This is a genomic window from Cupriavidus sp. 05T42, from assembly GCF_056396345.1.
Genome location: NZ_JBFTLH010000017.1, coordinates 18112 through 34500, shown reverse-complemented (window position 1 = coordinate 34500; position 16389 = coordinate 18112). Strand labels below are relative to the sequence as shown.

Genomic DNA, 16389 nt, shown 5'->3' with positions numbered 1-16389 from the left:
GGCGATTCAACCCAGGCGGGCATCGACCAGCACGCGGCCCGTGAGCCGGCGGATGCGTGGATCGACAAAGTAGCCGCCACCTTCCACATAGCGCAGGAACGCGCGGTCGCAGACCGTGCAGGCCCAGACATCGCAGCGGTTGGCCGGGTAGTACAGCGGCGCCACCGGGGCCTCGGGCGACCAGAAGCCGACGCTGTCGGGGTCGTACTCCTGGAACGTCGCTTCCTCATAGGCGCTGGCAACCAGCGTGCCGATCTTCTTCAGTTGTGCGTCGGGAAACGAAATTGGCAGGCTGGCCCAGCCGCGTAGCGCGTCGGCGGCGCAGGTGCAGTCGGTGGTGACGTGGTCGGTGCGCTGCGCCAGTTGCTGCAAGGCGTCGAAATCAAGGTAAGGAAAGTCTTCCACGGTGGAGGCAAGGCTGGGGAGTGGGGCGATATTACCCCCAATTCCCCGGCAAGGCGTGTCACACCGTCGGCGCAGTCCGCACACCGCCCGCCCCAGCGATGCGGCGGTCGAGCAGCCAGACCGCGAGCAGCGTGACGCCCATCATCGGGAACACGGCGCCGAGCAGGCCCAGCCCGATGGCCCAGGCGCGCATCGGCGGCAATGCGGCGGGATGGCTCGGCGCCCCGAGCTTGCGCGCCGGCTTGCGCTGGATCCACATCACCAGACCCGTGATGGCCATCGCCATCAGGCCCAACGAAATCGCCGCGCAGATAAGCTGGTTGGCCAGCCCGAAGTAGCGGCCCATATGCAGGGAGGTGCCGTACGAGATGGCCTGCGCCACGGGCCCGTAGTCGGCGAAGCGGAGATCCTTGACGACTCGCCCGTTGGCGGGATCGATATGGAGCGTGCGCTCGCCGCTCGGATCGGCAGGGAAGCAGGACGCGGTATAGACGCCGCCGGGCGCCTTCGGGAAGACCACCTGGCAGCCGGTGGTGATGCCTTGGGCGGCCACCACGGCCACGACCTGATCCAGTGTCAGCGGCGCGGTCTGCGCCGGGGCTACGCTGGGCACGGCGGTCAGGCCGACGGCCCATGGCATGTCTGCCAGCGGCAGCGATTCCATCGTGTGGTGATGCTTGGCGTGATCGGCGCCGGCGGCCGGGGGCGCGGCATGCGCGTGCATGTCGCCCTGACCATCGGCCGGACGGCCGAGATTCGCGGCCGTGGCGAGCGCCTTGAACTGCTTGCCCCACGAACCCGTCCACGGCAAACCGGACAGGATGAACGCCAAGGCGCCCACGGCCAGCCATGCGCCGAGCACGAGATGGATTTCCTTCCATCCGCCGCGCGATCCCGTGGCGGGGCCGGGCACAAAGGCGCGCGCGCCGCGCTGGCGCAGGCGCGGCCACCACATCGCCAGGCCCGTGGCGATCATCACCAGCACCCAGCATGCCGCCAGTTCCATCAGCAACTCGCCCGGCTTGCCGACGAGCAGGGCGCGGTGGATCATGCGCACCTGCTTCATGAAGCGGTCTTCCACGCTCAGGCTGCCGAGGTAGGTGCCGGTGTAGGGGTTCAGGAAGACGCTGTCGCTGCCGCCCGCAGGCAGGCGGAAGACGAATTMGGCGCTCGCCCGGGGATCGGTATTGAGCGTGTAGTTGGTGACTGTCGCCCCGGCGGGCGCGGCCTCCCGTGCGCGGTCCAGCAGGCGCTGGGCAGGTAGCCGCTCGCCGGACGGCTCGACCTTCAGCAACTGCGGGTAGAGCAGGGGCTCGATCTGCGGCTGGAAGCAGTAGAGCGTGCCGGTCACGGCCAGCACGATCAGGAACGGCATCACGAACAGGCCGGCGTAGAAATGCCAGCGCCAGAGCATGCGGTACGAGGCGTCCGCGCTGGCGAGGGCGGCGGGCCGGGGAGCGATTTGGGGCATGAGGCGTGCGAAAAGAACGTGCGCCAAGGATACCTTCCCGGTGACGGTTGCGGCTGCGACCTAATGCCGCTGGCGCGTGTGATCGATCATGCCTGTATCACGTGAACCCGCCACGCCGGGTGGCTACCTGAAAATGCCGGAAATTGGTAATTTGGAAATACCACTCCGGCTCCTAAGCTTGGATCCAAGGCCGCGACGACGCTGCCGCCGCAATCGACTACATCCACTACCGGAGCAAGCCATGCAACACCGTCTCGACTTCTACAAGGCCAGTCCCGCCGCCATCAAGGCCGTCCTCGGGCTGGAAGATCGCATTGCCAAGAACGAACTGGAAAAGTCKCTCGTCGAACTCGTACGCCTGCGCGCCTCGCAGATCAATGGATGTGCCTACTGCATCGACATGCACACCGCCGACGCCCGGAAAGGCGGCGAGGACGACCGCCGGCTGGCCACGCTGCAGGTCTGGCGCGAAACCCCGTTCTTCACGGCGCGCGAGCAGGCCGCGCTGGCCTGGACCGAGGCGGTGACGCTGGTCTCGCAGGATCACGTGCCGGACGCTGTCTGGGAAGCCGTGCGGCCCCATTTCTCGGATGCCGAACTGGTCGACCTGACGCTGCTGATCTCCGCGATCAATACCTGGAACCGCTTCGCGATTGCCTTCCGCAAGACGCCGGCCTGAGCGATGAGGCGCGGTGCGGGCGAGGTATCATCGCCGCTGCATCGCGCCAACCATCGCTCAGACCATGAATCCCACCTCGATTTTCTTCGCCCAGGCCTGTCTGGTCGTCGGCACACCGCTGCTGCTGTGGCGCGGCTTGCGCATGGGTGGCATCGTGCCGCTCGTGGTCATGCAGATCGTGGGCGGCATTCTGCTGGGGCCGTCGCTGCTCGGGGCCTTCTGGCCGGATAGCTGGCAGGCGCTGTTCGGCGCCACCCGGCTGACCGCGCTGACCGGCCTGCAATGGCTGGCCGTGGTGCTGTTCGCCTTCCTGTCCGGCCTGCACATTGGCGGGGGCGAGGCGCGCGGCCTGCGGAAGATCGCCATTAGCGCCGCGCTGGGCTGCGTGCTGGTGCCGTTTGTGCTGGGCGTGGGCGCCGGGCTGGGGCTCGGCCACTATCGGCCCGGGCTGCTTGGGGAGGCCGCCACGCCCTGGCAATTCGCGATTGCCGTGGGGGTGTCGATGGCCGTGACCGCGCTGCCAGTGCTCGGCGCCATCCTGCGGGAAATGGGCTTGAGCGATTCCACGGCCGGCCGGCTCGCGGTGGCCTGCGCGGCGGTCAGCGATGCCGCCATCTGGATCGTGCTTTCGTGCATTCTCGCCAGTACCGGGCAGGCCGCCCAGGCGCCGCTACAGCTGGTGCTGACCGGGGCCGCCTACGTGGCCGCCATGTTCCTGATCGTCCGGCCGCTGCTGGCGGCGGGGCTGCCGCGCCTGCGCGGGACGGACGCCCGGCTGGCTGCGGTGGTGGTGCTGATCTTCGGCTCGGCCTGCGCATCGGAGTTGATCGGCCTGCACTACATCCTGGGCGGATTCCTGGCCGGCGTGGTGCTGCCGCGGGGCGCGGCGGCCGATATCGGCCGGCAACTGGAGCCGACCACGGTGGTGGTGCTGATGCCGTTCTTCTTCCTGATGACCGGCCTGCGCACCGACCTGACGACGGCCGGCGGCGACGCCCTCGTGGTGTTTGCCGTGGCCACCGTCGTGGCCGTGGTGGGCAAGATGGCGGGTACGGCGCTGCCGGCGCGGATGGCCGGCCTGGGGCGGCGCGATGCCTGGACGCTGGGCGCGCTGGCCCAGACCAAGGGGCTGATGGAGGTGGTGGTGCTGGCCATCCTGCTCGAGAACCGCCTGATCAGCGCGGCGGCGTTCTCGGGGCTGCTGCTGATGGCCCTCGCCACGACCGTCGTCGCCAAGCCGCTGGCACTGGCGGCGCTGCGGCTGCGCGAGGCCCCCTGACATGATTACCCGCCCGCCGCTGCACTGGTTCCGGATGCTGTTTGTCCTGCGGGGCTCGGTGCTGCCCAAGATCGCCCCGCAGCTCGTCACCATCACGCTGTTTGCCGCGCTGATCACCACCTTCCACGGCCGGATTGGCGACTGGAAGGTGTCGCTGAACTTCGTGCCGTTCTCGCTGATCGGCCTGACGCTGGCCATCTTCCTCGGTTTTCGCAACAGCACCAGCTACGCGCGCTTCTGGGAAGGGCGCACGCTCTGGGGCAGCGTGCTCAATGAAGCGCGCTCGCTGACGCGGCAGGCGCTGACGCTCGGGGCCGACCCGCGCGACGCGCGCCAGCTGGCCTATCGGCTCTGCGCGTTCGTGCACGCGCTGCGCCATCAGTTGCGCGGCAGCGAGGCCTGGCCCGATGTGGCGCCGTTCCTCGACGAGGCGGATGCGGCCCGCCTCAAGGCCGCGAAGTTCAAACCCGCCATCGTGCTGCTGATGGCGGGTGAATGGGTGGGGGAGCGACTCCGTGCCGGTCAACTGGCGCCGCCGCTGGCCCAGTCGATGGAAATGTCGCTGAATCAGCTCAGCACGGCGCTGGGCGGCTGCGAGCGGCTGGCCGGCACGCCGATCCCGTTCACCTACTCCGTCATCATCCATCGGTGCATCTACCTGTACTGCATGCTGCTGCCGTTCGGCCTGCTGGATTCGATCGGGCTGATGACGCCGGTGATCGTCTGCTTTATCGCCTACACCTTCTTCGCGCTGGAGGCGCTCAGCGCCGAGATCGAGGAGCCGTTCGGCGAGGAACCCAATGATCTGGCGCTGACCGCCATGTCCTACATGATCGAATMGACGGTGCTGGAGATGATCGGCGAAGCCCCCAAGAGCGCCGCGCCGGCCCACCGGGACTTCATCCAGACCTGACCTTCGCGCCATTTCCCTTTGCGGCGTTCCCGGCCTATGCTGAAGCATCGCGCTGCATGCGGCGTGCCTGCCCACCCCATCCATGGCCAACGCCTCTGCCCCGCGTGACGCGCCTGCCTCCCCGTGGCGGCGCTGGTTGCCCGGACTGGCAACCCTGGCGACCTACCAGCCAGCCTGGCTACCCCGTGACATCGCTGCCGGATTGGTCCTGACCACGATGCTGGTACCGGTGGGCATCGCCTATGCCGAGGCATCGGGCGTGCCCGGCGTCTATGGCCTGTACGCGACGATCGTCCCCTTGCTGGCCTACGCGCTGTTCGGCCCGAGCCGAATTCTGGTGCTGGGGCCGGATTCCGCGCTGGCGGCGCCGATTCTGGCAGTCGTCATTACCGCTTCCGCCGGCGATCCGGCGCGCGCCATCGCCACAGCCAGCCTGATGGCCATCGTTTCCGGCCTGTTTTGCATCGTGCTGGGGCTGCTGCGCCTTGGGTTCATCACCGAGCTGCTGTCGAAGCCGATCCGCTACGGCTATATGAATGGCATTGCGCTGACCGTGCTGGTCAGCCAACTGCCGAAACTGTTCGCCATCCAGATCGAGGATGCCGGGCCGTTGCGCGAGTTGTGGGAGCTGGGCCGGGCGATTGCCGATGGCCAGACCAACGGCTACAGCTTCGCGGTGGGGGCGGCCAGCCTGGTCGTGATCCTGCTGCTCAAGCGCTTCGAGCGGGTTCCCGGCATCCTGATCGCCGTGATCCTGGCCACGCTGGCGGTCGCCTTGTTCCATCTGGATAGCCGCGGCGTGAAGATCCTCGGCGAAATTCCGCAGGGCCTGCCGGCGTTTGCGGTGCCGTGGCTCAGCGAGGCGGATCTGGTCAAGATCGTGCTCGGCGGCTGCGCCGTGGCGCTGATCGCGTTTGCCGATACCAGCGTGCTGTCGCGCACCTTCGCGGCGCGCGCGCATATGCGCGTGGACCCGAATCAGGAGATGGTGGCGCTCGGCGCCGCTAATCTGGCGGCGGGCTTTTTCCAGGGCTTTCCGATCAGCAGCAGCGCGTCACGCACCCCGGTGGCGGAGGCGGCCGGCGCACGCACGCAGTTGACCGGCGTGGTCGGCGCCGTCGCCGTGGCGGCGCTGTTGATGTTCGCGCCCAACCTGCTGCGCTACCTGCCCACCAGCGCGCTGGCCGCCGTGGTCATCGCCGCAGCGATCGGGCTGTTCGAGTTCAAGGACCTGCAGCGCATCTTTCGCATCCAGCAATGGGAGTTCTGGCTGTCGATGCTGTGCTTCGCCGGCGTGGCTGTGTTCGGCGCGATTCCCGGCATCTGCCTCGCCGTGGTGGTGGCGGTGATCGAGTTCCTGTGGGACGGCTGGCGGCCGCACTTCGCGGTGCTGGGCCGGGTGCCCGGGCTGCGCGGCTATCACGACATGAAGCGCTACCCCGAGGCGGCGCGCATCGACGGGCTGGTGCTGTTTCGCTGGGACGCGCCGCTGTTCTTCGCCAATGCCGAGCAATTCCAGCAACGGCTCACCGAGGCGGTGGCGGACTCGCCCACCCCGGTGCGCCGCGTGGTGGTGGCCGCCGAGCCGGTCACCAGTGTCGACGTCACCTCGGCGGACATGCTGCGCGAACTGAGCCACGCCCTGAGCGCGGACGGCATCGCGCTGCATTTCGCCGAGATGAAGGACCCGGTCCGCGACAAGCTCAGGCGCTTCGAACTGACCGAGGTCTTCAGCAATGATCGCTTTCATCCCACCGTGGGCAGCGCAGTGGATGACTATCTGAATTTGCCGGCAGACCCCGCGCGCCCGGGCTGACGCGGCTAGCGTGGCCGCGCTTTCACTCCGTCCACCCGCCGCCCAGCGCGCGGAACGTCGCCACGGCTGCGCGGGCGTTGTCGGCGCGCACGCTGGCCTGCTGGTCACGCGCCGCCAATAGCAGGCGGTCTTCTTCGAGGACTTCGAACAGGCTGACCGCGCCGCCCTTGTAGGCCTCCTCGGCGGCGCCGCGCGAGCGGGCGTGGGCTGCCACTTCCACGGCCAGTTCCCGGCTTTGTACCTCCAGCTGGGTCAGCGCGATGATCGCGTTCTCCACGTCCTCGGTGGCGCGCAGCATGGACTTGCGATAGTTGGCCAGGGCCTCGGCGTTGGCGCCCTTGGCCTGTGCCACTTCGGCGTCCACCCGGCCGAAATCGAACAGTCTCCAGCGCAGCCCGGCGATAGCGGCGGGCTGGAATGCCGACGCGGTGAACAGCTTGCTGGCGGTCAGGCTCTCGAAACCGAGCAGGGCCGATATCGACACCTTTGGGTAGTACTCCGCCGTGGCAACGCCGATCTGGGCGTTCGATGCCGCCAAACGGCGTTCGGCCGCGATCACGTCCGGCCGGCGTTGCAGCAGGTTGGCCGGCCCTTGCGCCACGGAGATCTGCGGTACGGTCATACGCTCGGTGGGCGTCGTCAGTTCGGCGCTGTAGGTGCCCGGCTGCGCGCCCATCAACACGTCGAGGCGGTTGAGTTGGGTCTCCAGTTCGATCTGCAACGGCGGGAGCGTGACGCGCGTCTGCGCGAGCTGCGCTTCCGCCTGGGCCCGTTCGCGCTCGGCGCCGATGCCATCGGCCAGTCGCAGTTGCACCAGCTCCAGCAGCCTGGCATTGGTGCGCACCTGTTCCTGTGCAATGGCAATGCGTTGCTGCGCGCCGCGCACGCGGAAGTAGGCATCGGCGGCTTCCGCCACCACCAGCACGCGCACGCCCAGATGCTCGGCTTCGGCGGCCTGGGCTTCCGCGCTGGCCGCCTCGGCGCCCCGGCGCAGGCCACCGGCCACATCGATCTCCCAGCTTGCCCCCACGCCCGTGCTGTACAGCGTCTGGTTGCGGTCATAGCCCGGCAGGTTTCTGCCCAGCCTGCCTTGCGGCCCTTCCAGAGACTGGCGCTGCTTGCCGACGCTGGCGGAGAACGACCCCTGCGGCAGCAATTCGGCACCGGCCCGGCGCGCGGCGGCGCGGGCCTGATCCACGCGGGCGATGGCCGCCGCCAGATCCAGGTTCTGCTCCAGCGCGCGCTGGATGACCCGCGTCAGCGCGGGATCGTCGAAGCCCAGCCACCAGCTATCCAGTGACGGTGCGGGCTGGGTGGCTTCGCGGGCAGCCAGGGCCGCGGCATGCGGATAGGCCGCCGGCATATTCGCATCGGGCGCGTGGTAGTCCGGGCCGGCTGCGCAGGCGGCGAGGGTGGCGGCGACGCCGGCGGCGATCAAGGTAGAGAGAAGGCGCGGGAGACCGGCGCGGGTGGGGCGGGGCGAATGAAGCGGCATTGCGGACACCTTTCGACAGCAACTAGGGAGAATTGCATCAACTAACTTGCATGATGATAGTGACTAGTCTAGACTAACTTTCAAATTGATAGCAACGTGTATTTCAAGGAGTCCGGAGATGCAGAAAAAGCCACTTGGCGAGACGCCGTGCCCCATCGCCCGCACGGTTGCCCGGGTCGCTGACAGCTGGAGCGTGCTGATCCTGCGCGAGGCGTTCTACGGCATCACCCGCTTCGATGCGTTCCAGCAGAACCTGGACATCGCCCCGAACATGCTGACCCGCCGCCTGAACTCGCTGGTGGAGGAGGGCATGCTGGAGCGCCGCCAATACTGCGAGCGCCCGCCGCGCTTCGAATACATCCTGACGGACCGCGGCCGTGACTTCCGCCAGGTGCTGCTGGCGATGCTCGCCTGGGGTAACAGGCATCTCKCGCCCKAAGGCGAAAGCGTGCAACTGGTGGACCGTCAGACCGGCGAGCGCGTCGAGCCGGTGCTGGTGGATGCCGCCAGCGGACGTCCCATCGTCGGACACGATTTCCACGTCGTGCCCGGCCCCGCCGCCACCGAGCGCCTGCGCCAGCGGCTGGAGCGCTCGGCCGAGGCCTGAGTCGATCCCCTGAATCCATCCCCTTTTATCAACACCGCTGCGCAGGCAGCGGGCAATCCCCGCATGCAGAGAGGAAGTGCCATGAGCAGCGATGCGCTGACTGAACGGGTCGGAGCCGACTCCATTCCCGCGACGAAATCCAAGGTCAGCGCCAAGCGGCTGCTGGCGACTGGCCTGTTGGTAGCGGCCGGGCTGGCCGGGGTGGGCTACAGCTACCACTGGTGGACATCCGCCCGGTTCGTGGAAAGCACCGACGATGCCTACGTCGGCGGMGATGTCACAGTGATTGGCGCCAAGGTGGGCGGCTATATCGCGGAAGTGGCGGTGACCGACAACCAGTCCGTCCGCGCCGGTGACCTGCTGGTGCGCATCGACGACCGCGACTATCGCGCCGCGCTGGCCAAGGCCGAGGGCGCCGTGGCGGCCCAGCAGGCACTCCTGGCCAACCTCGATGCGACGGCGCGCTTGCAGGAGGCGGTGATCGGGCAGGCCAAGGCTGGCATTGCGTCGACCAACGCCGACACCGTGCGCGCCCGCGACGACCAGGCCCGCTACGCCAGCCTGGTGGCCAAGGCGGCGGTCTCGATCCAAAGCTCCCAAAAGGCGGATTCGGACTACAAGCAGGCGCAGGCCAATGGCGAGCGCGCGCGTGCGTCGCTGCTCGCCGCGCAGCGCCAACTGGATGTGATCGGCACGCAGAAGCAGCAGGCGCAGGCCGCGCTGGCGCAGGCGATTGCCGAGCGGGACATCGCCAAACTGAACCTGAGCTATACGGAACTGCGCGCGCCCGTGGATGGCACCGTGGGCAACCGGCGCGCCCGCGTGGGCGCTTTTGCCGGCGCCGGCAGCCAGTTGCTGGCCATCGTGCCGGCGGGCGGGCTGTGGGTCGACGCCAATTTCAAGGAGGGGCAGCTCGCGCATATGCGCCCCGGCATGCCGGTGGAGATCGAGGCCGACGTGGTGCCCGGCCGCGTCTTCCATGGCCACGTGGTAAGCCTGGCGCCCGCCACCGGCGCGCAGTTCAGCGTATTGCCGCCGGAGAACGCCACCGGCAACTTCACCAAGATCGTCCAGCGCGTGCCCGTGCGGGTGCAACTGGATGAGCAGGATGCCCGGCTTGGCGTGCTGCGCCCGGGCCTCTCGGTCATCGCGCAGGTCAATACGCTGCCGCCGAAGCAGGTGCAGTGATGACGGCCGCCAGCCTGACCAGCCCGCCGCGCGCCGTGGCGGAGACGCCTCCGGGCGAGATGTCCACCGCCGCCAAGGTGTTTGCCTTCGGCACGATGTGCGTGGGCATGTTCATCGCCTTGCTGGACATCCAGATCGTCTCCGCGTCGCTGCGCGATATCGGCGGCGCGCTCTCCGCCGGGACCGACGAGACCGTCTGGGTGCAAACCAGCTACCTGATCGCCGAGATCATCGTCATTCCGCTGTCGGGCTGGCTCTCGCGCGTGATGTCGACGCGCTGGCTGTTCGCCGCCTCCGCAGCCGGCTTCACCGTGACCAGCCTGCTGTGCGGCATGGCGTGGGACATCCAGAGCATGATCGCGTTCCGCGCGCTGCAGGGCTTCCTGGGCGGCTCGATGATCCCGATGGTGTTCACCACGGCCTTCGCGTTTTTCAGCGGGCCGCAGCGCGTGATCGCCGCCGCCACGGTCGGCGCGCTGGCCTCGCTGGCGCCGACGTTGGGAYCGACGGTTGGCGGCTGGATCACCGATCATTTCTCCTGGCACTGGCTGTTCTTCATCAACCTGGTGCCGGRCATCTTCGTCACMGTGGCGGTGCCGCTGCTGGTCAAGGTCGACCGGCCCAACTGGTCGCTGGTGCGCGGGGCGGACTACCTCGGCATGGGGCTGATGGCGTTGTTCCTGGGTTGCCTCGAATACACGCTGGAAGAAGGGCCGCGCTGGGATTGGTTCGGCGATGACGTGATCCTGGCCACGGCCTGGATCTCCGGTCTGGCGGGCGTGGCCTTCATCTGGCGCTCGCTGACCTATGCGAATCCGGTGGTGGACCTGCGCGCGCTCAAGGAGCGCAACTTCGCGCTCGGCTGCTTCTTCTCCTTCGTCACAGGCATTGGCATCTTCGCCACCATCTACCTGACGCCGCTGTTCCTGGGGCGCGTGCGCGGCTTCAGCGCGCTCGATATCGGACTGGCGGTGTTCTCCACGGGCGTGTTCCAGATGGCGTCGATCCCGCTCTATGCCTTCCTGGCGAACCGGGTGGACCTGCGCTGGCTGATGATGTTCGGGCTGGCGATGTTCGGCATCTCGATGTGGTACTTCGCGCCCATCACGCACGACTGGGGATCGGCAGAGCTGCTGCTGCCGCAGGCGCTGCGTGGCATGGCGCAGCAGTTTGCGGTGGCGCCGACGGTCACGCTGACGCTCGGCAGCCTGCCGCCGGAACGGCTCAAGCTGGCGTCGGGGCTATTCAACCTGATGCGAAACCTCGGCGGCGCCATCGGCATTGCGGCGTGCGCCACGGTGCTCAACGATCGCGGAAACATGCACTTCCTGCGCGAGGCGGAGCATCTGAACATCCGCAATGAGGCGATGGGCAACCTGCTGCAGAGCGTTGCCGAGCGGTTCATGGCGGCCGGCCACGACGCCCTCGATGCGCAGACGGCAGCACTGCGGCAACTATGGGGGCTGGCCTGGCGCGAGGCCCAGACGCAGACCTTTGGCGACATCTACCTGATGATTCTGGTGTGCTTCGCCATTGCCACGGCGATGGTGCCGCTGATGCGCAAGGTGGCCGCCCCCAAGGCGCCGTCGGCGGATGCGCATTAAGAGGCGCCTGCCCGCGCATCAGTGTGCAGATCGGACAATAGGTTGCCCGCGCCAAACGGGCACCACTGGCGTATCGACAAGTATTGGTCTTCACTGCCCTAGGGGCCGGTACAACGAGGACCGAATATGGACGAAGACTCCAGCAAGCTTGGCGCCGCCGCCGTGGCAATCCGGCTGGGCACCATCGGCGCAGTCATCCTCTGCATTGCAGGCGGTTTCGCCTATGCCGGCGGATGGCTGACGCCCGGGAGATTGACCCAGGGCAAGGTGATTGACGGCTTCGAGGCCGTCAACGGCAGGCACATCGGCTTCCGGCGCAACCACGCCAAGGGGCTGTGCGCAACCGGATGGTTCGACAGCACGGGCGCGGGCACGGCGTTCAGCAAGGCCGATGTGCTGGCGCCGGGGCGCGTGCCCGTGACCGGGCGCTTCGCCTTTGCGGGGGGCATGCCTTTCATCCCGGATGCGCCGACCCTGGTGCGCAGCCTCGCCCTGCAGTTCAACCCCCGGGGCGGGGAAGAGTGGCGAACTGCGATGATCGACATTCCGGTCTTCCCGTTCGCCAACGTGCAGGCGTTCTACGATCAGATGATCGCTTCGGTTCCCGATCAGCGGACCGGCAAGCCAGACCCCGAGAAGATGAAGGCGTTCGCCGCGACGCATCCAGAGTTCGGGTCAGCCATCGCCATCGTGAGCAAGCGTGCGGTGTCTTCTGGCTTTGCAAACGACACCTACAACGGACTCGACACCTTCCTGTTCGTCAACAAGGCAGGCGTCGCCATACCGGTGCGGTGGTCCGCCGTTCCTGTGCGAGCGTTCGCGCCGGCCGGTCCCCCATCGCACAACGATCCCAACTACCTCTTCGATGGCCTGATTGCCGATGCCGCCCAACAGCCATTGCAGTGGAAGATGGTGGTCACCATTGGCCACCCCACCGATCCGGTCAGTCCCAACGTTCCCTGGCCCGACGACCGAACGCGCGTGGAGGTGGGCACCGTGACGCTCGACCACCTGACGGCGGAAGAGCGCGGCACCTGCACTGACATCAATTTCGATCCGACCGTGCTGCCCGCCGGCATGCGCACGTCGGCGGATGCAATCCCGAGCGCCCGCTCGGCTGCGTACGCGAAATCGTTCACGCTGCGGCAACGCGAGCGCGCCGCCAAGCCACCCAGTGCCGTCACAGAAGCCGAAGTCCAGGCAGGAGGTCGATCATGAAATCCAGTGTCCGTGGTTTCTCGCTGCCTTCCCGCATCCTGCACTGGGCGATGGCGGTGCTCATCCTTGCGATGCTGTTCATCGGGATTGGCATGGTGGCGACGGTGTCGTCGCGGTATCTGGCGCTGTTGTCGCTGCACAAGGCGATTGGCATCGGCATCCTGTTGCTGGCGCTGATTCGTGTCTGCAACCGGCTGTTGAGCCGGCCGCCGGTATTGCCGCAGTCGATGCCCCGGCTGCAGCGCGTGGCGGCCAAGACATCGCATGTGGTGCTGTACGGCTTGATGCTCGCCATGCCCTTGATCGGATGGGGCATGCTCTCGGCGGGCGGCTATCCGGTGGTGCTGGCCGGCGCGGTGCAACTGCCGCCCATCTTGCCGCACAGCGCTCATCTCTATGCGTTCTTGCGGGAGACACACACTGTAGGCGCGTTCTTGCTGCTCGCCGTCCTCTTGCTTCACATCGCGGCCGCGCTGTACCACGGCATGATCCGGCGTGACGGCGTGCTGGCATCGATGACGACAGGCACCGCACGGTAGTGCGCGACACCGCCGCGATAGGGCGCCTGCTCCTCGCTGCCACGCTCACGGCAGTAGGTGCAGGCCTGGGCGGGATGGCACTGGCGTTGCTGCTCCATGCGATCCAGCATCTGGCCTATCACTACAGCCTTTCTCACGTGGTGAGTAGCGAAAGCTTCCTGGCCGGCGTGKAGAGCGCCACGCCGCTCCGGAGGCTGGCGGTGGCGATGGGCGCGGGCGTTGTGGCGGGCGTCGGCTGGTTCGCCCTCTATCGCTATGGACGTCCGCTGGTCAGCATCAAACGTGCTGTCGACGAAGGCGCGCCCATGCCGCCCGGGTCGACCATTGTCCACGCGCTGCTTCAGATCTTCACCGTTGCCATGGGTTCTCCGCTGGGCCGCGAAGTGGCGCCGCGCGAGATCGGCGCACTGATTGCCTCGCGCCTCGCTGCGGTCTTCGCGCTACCGGCGGAACAACGGACCTGGATCGTGGCCGCCGGCGCAGGAGCCGGGCTGGCTGCGGTCTACGGCGTGCCGCTGGCCGGCGCGGTCTTCACCCTCGAAGTCCTGCTCGGCACGTTTAACCCGAGCGCGGCGGCCTTGGCGCTGTTTATGTCCGCGCTGGCGGCGCTCATCGCGTCCCTCGGGCTCGGTTCGGGCGTGCAATACGCTGTTCCTACGCTATCGCTCAACCATTGGCTCACGGTGTGGGCGCTCCTGTTCGGGCCGATCTTCGGTGTCGCCGGCTTTGCATTCAGGCGGGCGACTGCCACTGCCCGCGCCCACGCGCCGCGCGGCGTCTGGCTGCCCGTGCTCTGCATGCTGAGCTTTACGGCGCTGGGGCTCCTGAGCATGCGTTTTCCGGAATTGCTGGGCAACGGCAAGGGCCCGGCGCAGCTCGGATTCCAGGGCGAGATGGCGCTGGGCATGGCCTGCACGCTGCTCGCACTCAAGGTGATCGTCATCTGCGCATCGTTGCGCGCGGGGGCCATCGGCGGCCTGTTGACGCCCGGGCTTGCGTGCGGAGCGCTGCTTGCGATTGCGTGCAGCGCGCTGTGGAATGCCGCCTTGCCCGGCGTTTCGGCAAGCGCCTGCGCGATTGTCGGCGGGGCGGCATTCCTCGCTACGTCGATGCGCATGCCCCTGACGGCCATCGTTCTGGTGGCGGAGTTCACCGGTTTGCCCCAAGCGCTGGTGCCGGCGGTCCTGCTCGCGGTGGCGGGATCGGTCGGCGCGGCGCGGCTCTGCGCGCGGCTGCCCGCGCCATAGTTGGGCGCGACGGTAACGTCGGGAAGCCAGTAACAGGGGAGGTGGCTCGCCTAAGGGTTCCGGGCGCCCCCGCCCGATGGCACCTGGCGTGCCAGGAATCGATCGAGCTGGCCAGCGAACGCCTTGCTGTCCTGTGCCGAGTACGGTGCCGGCCCGCCGGTATCGATGCCTGAGKCGCGGAGCTGATCCATCACATCGCGCATTGTCAGTCGCTCCTGGATATTCTCGCGACTGAACCAGCTTCCCCGAGGGTCGAGCACGTGAGCGCCCTTGTCCAAAGCCGCGGCGGCCAGAGGGATATCCGCCGTAATCACGAGGTCACCGCTGCAGGCCAGTTCAACGATACGGTTGTCGGCGGCATCGAACCCCGCCGGCACCTGGATCGTCTTGATAAAACGGGACGGCGGCGTGCGCATGTACTGGTTTGCCACCAGCGTGACGCACACTTCGACACGCTGCGCGGCTCGATACAGCATTTCCTTGACGACAACCGGGCAGGCGTCTGCGTCAACCAGTACTTGCATTGGGGGTTCCAATTAGGGGGTGGGAGCGGGCATGGTACCGCCTGCGGGGGCCGTCCGCGTGCGCAAGCGCAAAATTGTGCATGCATCGTTAACGGGTGGCCCTTGAGTAGGCAAGGCCTGAGCCCCATAATGCCAGCGCCTTACCTGTAGGGCGCTGGCGGAGCAGCCCGGCGCTCGCAACCGGAACCTAACCATGATCGACTACATAGCGAACCTGATCCGCTCCTACGGCCTCACCATCGTCAAGGTGCTGGTTGTCCTGATTTGCGGCGGCTGGCTGATGGGCGCACTCCGCGCCGAGGCGGGCGGCGCGCTATCGAACGCAATCATCGTCGCAATGGTGATTGTCGTGGCTTGGATCGTCCGCCTGGACGTGAAGGCCGCTGCTGCCAAACGGCGTTAATCGGACCTGCCACCGTAGCAAGCTTTACCCGATTCTTTCGCCCACCAGTTCTTCGCTTTTAGCCCAGAGCGCCTTGGCTGTTTGCGGATTGAAGGCATGGGGGCTGGCGCCGTCCACGAAACTGCCGTCCGAGGAAGGCTCGACGACATGGCAATTCTCGCAATAACGTCCCCCGATGTCGTCTGCGGATGCGACGACGCCAGCCCAGACCGAAGTCGCCGCTCCCTGAGGAATGCTCTTCCAGCGGATGGTCGCCTTACCTTCGGCCGCCAGTTGGGCGTTCAGCGCCTCAATTCGTTCTTGGATCATGACCGGATCTACGTAACGCCCCAGCTCTGTCTGGATGGTGCCGGGGTGGACCGCCGTCGCGCGCACGCCGCGCGCCTTGTTGCGTCGATCGAATTCGACGGCGAACAGGACGTTGGCGGTCTTGGACTGCGAATAGGCTAGTCCTTCGGAATAGGGCTTGTGTTCAAAGTTCGGATCCTCCAGATCGACGTCTGCGACCCGATGCGACGAGGACGCGAGCATGACCAGTCGCGCGCCAGCCGGCATGAGCGTTGCGATCCGGTTGACCAATGCGAAATGGCCAAGGTGGTTCGTGCCGAACTGCATCTCGAAGCCGTCTACGGTGCGTCCAAACGGCGTTGCCATCACTCCCGCATTGGCAATGACCAGATCGAAAGGTTTTCCTGCTGCAAGGAGCGTATCGGCGCAGCGCCGGACGCTCGAAAGGGAAGCCAGGTCCATCTCCACGATTTCGAATTGCCCATTGCCGCCGCTGGCCGCCGCGCGAACGTCGGTAGTCGCCGCCTCGGCCTTCCTCAGATCTCGTGCCGCACCCACCACTTCAGCGCCGTGCGCCACGAGGGATCGCGCAGTCTCGACGCCCAGTCCGGCGGATACACCCGTGACCAGCACCCGTTTCCCCTTGAGGTCGATCCCGGCCAGCACATCGTTTGCTGTCGATTTCCAACCAAGCGAGCCGTTTGACATATGTT

The 16389-nt window shown here is 67.2% G+C and carries 16 protein-coding genes; 11 read left to right on the top strand and 5 right to left on the bottom strand.

Annotated elements, in window-relative coordinates; all coding sequences use genetic code 11:
• Nucleotides 1-6 precede the first annotated feature (6 nt).
• A complete protein-coding gene (locus tag AC1EJR_RS20820; protein ID WP_441593028.1) occupies nucleotides 7-405 on the bottom strand; it encodes a hypothetical protein in 399 nt (132 codons plus the stop codon).
• A 58-nt stretch (nucleotides 406-463) separates the two neighbouring features.
• On the bottom strand, nucleotides 464-1876 hold the full coding sequence (locus AC1EJR_RS20815) for a PepSY-associated TM helix domain-containing protein (RefSeq protein WP_477147500.1): 1413 nt from the start codon (nucleotides 1874-1876) through the stop codon (nucleotides 464-466).
• Between the two features lie 241 nt (nucleotides 1877-2117).
• Between AC1EJR_RS20815 and AC1EJR_RS20810 the strand changes: the two genes are divergently transcribed.
• The 4 genes from AC1EJR_RS20810 (at nucleotide 2118) to AC1EJR_RS20795 (ending at nucleotide 6563) form a co-directional block, all read left to right on the top strand.
• Complete coding sequence (locus tag AC1EJR_RS20810) at nucleotides 2118-2555, top strand: carboxymuconolactone decarboxylase family protein (protein ID WP_092300499.1); 438 nt, start codon at nucleotides 2118-2120, stop codon at nucleotides 2553-2555.
• 64 nt (nucleotides 2556-2619) lie between these two features.
• Nucleotides 2620-3834 carry a cation:proton antiporter gene (locus tag AC1EJR_RS20805; protein WP_477110642.1) on the top strand — a complete coding sequence of 405 codons (1215 nt, stop codon included), beginning with the start codon at nucleotides 2620-2622 and terminating at the stop codon, nucleotides 3832-3834.
• A gap of 1 nt (nucleotide 3835) precedes the next feature.
• Nucleotides 3836-4747 carry a bestrophin family protein gene (locus tag AC1EJR_RS20800; protein ID WP_477147499.1) on the top strand — a complete coding sequence of 304 codons (912 nt, stop codon included), beginning with the start codon at nucleotides 3836-3838 and terminating at the stop codon, nucleotides 4745-4747.
• An 82-nt stretch (nucleotides 4748-4829) separates the two neighbouring features.
• Entirely contained in the window at nucleotides 4830-6563 is a 1734-nt protein-coding gene (locus tag AC1EJR_RS20795; RefSeq protein WP_454757807.1) for a SulP family inorganic anion transporter, read from the top strand.
• A gap of 22 nt (nucleotides 6564-6585) precedes the next feature.
• On the opposite strand, the gene AC1EJR_RS20790 is transcribed toward AC1EJR_RS20795, so the two are convergent.
• The gene (locus tag AC1EJR_RS20790) at nucleotides 6586-8058 is read right to left on the bottom strand and encodes an efflux transporter outer membrane subunit (RefSeq protein ID WP_441593036.1); all 1473 of its coding nucleotides are present in this window, start codon (nucleotides 8056-8058) and stop codon (nucleotides 6586-6588) included.
• A 118-nt stretch (nucleotides 8059-8176) separates the two neighbouring features.
• On the opposite strand from AC1EJR_RS20790, the gene AC1EJR_RS20785 reads away from it, so the two are divergent.
• From AC1EJR_RS20785 to AC1EJR_RS20760, 6 genes are all read left to right on the top strand, one after another.
• Complete coding sequence (locus AC1EJR_RS20785) at nucleotides 8177-8665, top strand: winged helix-turn-helix transcriptional regulator (protein WP_477147498.1); 489 nt, start codon at nucleotides 8177-8179, stop codon at nucleotides 8663-8665.
• Nucleotides 8666-8746: 81 nt separating this feature from the next.
• Nucleotides 8747-9853, top strand: a complete 1107-nt coding sequence (locus tag AC1EJR_RS20780) for an HlyD family secretion protein (protein WP_477113617.1) — start codon at nucleotides 8747-8749, stop codon at nucleotides 9851-9853.
• Nucleotides 9853-11457 carry a DHA2 family efflux MFS transporter permease subunit gene (locus AC1EJR_RS20775; protein WP_477147497.1) on the top strand — a complete coding sequence of 535 codons (1605 nt, stop codon included), beginning with the start codon at nucleotides 9853-9855 and terminating at the stop codon, nucleotides 11455-11457. The genes AC1EJR_RS20780 and AC1EJR_RS20775 overlap by 1 nt, the downstream gene beginning before the upstream one ends.
• A 126-nt stretch (nucleotides 11458-11583) precedes the next feature.
• The gene (locus AC1EJR_RS20770; protein WP_477113616.1) at nucleotides 11584-12675 is read left to right on the top strand and encodes a catalase family peroxidase; all 1092 of its coding nucleotides are present in this window, start codon (nucleotides 11584-11586) and stop codon (nucleotides 12673-12675) included.
• Nucleotides 12672-13214 (top strand): cytochrome b, encoded by a 543-nt coding sequence (locus AC1EJR_RS20765; RefSeq protein ID WP_477113615.1) that lies wholly within the window; start codon nucleotides 12672-12674, stop codon nucleotides 13212-13214. Before AC1EJR_RS20770 ends, AC1EJR_RS20765 begins: the two co-directional genes overlap by 4 nt.
• Nucleotides 13215-13288: 74 nt before the next feature.
• On the top strand, nucleotides 13289-14461 hold the full coding sequence (locus AC1EJR_RS20760) for a chloride channel protein (RefSeq protein WP_477147496.1): 1173 nt from the start codon (nucleotides 13289-13291) through the stop codon (nucleotides 14459-14461).
• A 50-nt stretch (nucleotides 14462-14511) separates the two neighbouring features.
• Here the strand turns inward: AC1EJR_RS20760 and AC1EJR_RS20755 are convergent, their stop codons facing one another.
• The gene (locus AC1EJR_RS20755; RefSeq protein WP_477147495.1) at nucleotides 14512-14985 is read right to left on the bottom strand and encodes a YaiI/YqxD family protein; all 474 of its coding nucleotides are present in this window, start codon (nucleotides 14983-14985) and stop codon (nucleotides 14512-14514) included.
• A gap of 193 nt (nucleotides 14986-15178) precedes the next feature.
• On the opposite strand from AC1EJR_RS20755, the gene AC1EJR_RS20750 reads away from it, so the two are divergent.
• Nucleotides 15179-15388 carry a hypothetical protein gene (locus AC1EJR_RS20750; RefSeq protein ID WP_092300466.1) on the top strand — a complete coding sequence of 70 codons (210 nt, stop codon included), beginning with the start codon at nucleotides 15179-15181 and terminating at the stop codon, nucleotides 15386-15388.
• A 24-nt stretch (nucleotides 15389-15412) separates the two neighbouring features.
• On the opposite strand, the gene AC1EJR_RS20745 is transcribed toward AC1EJR_RS20750, so the two are convergent.
• Complete coding sequence (locus AC1EJR_RS20745; RefSeq protein WP_092300463.1) at nucleotides 15413-16384, bottom strand: SDR family NAD(P)-dependent oxidoreductase; 972 nt, start codon at nucleotides 16382-16384, stop codon at nucleotides 15413-15415.
• Between the last annotated feature and the right edge of the window lie 5 nt (nucleotides 16385-16389).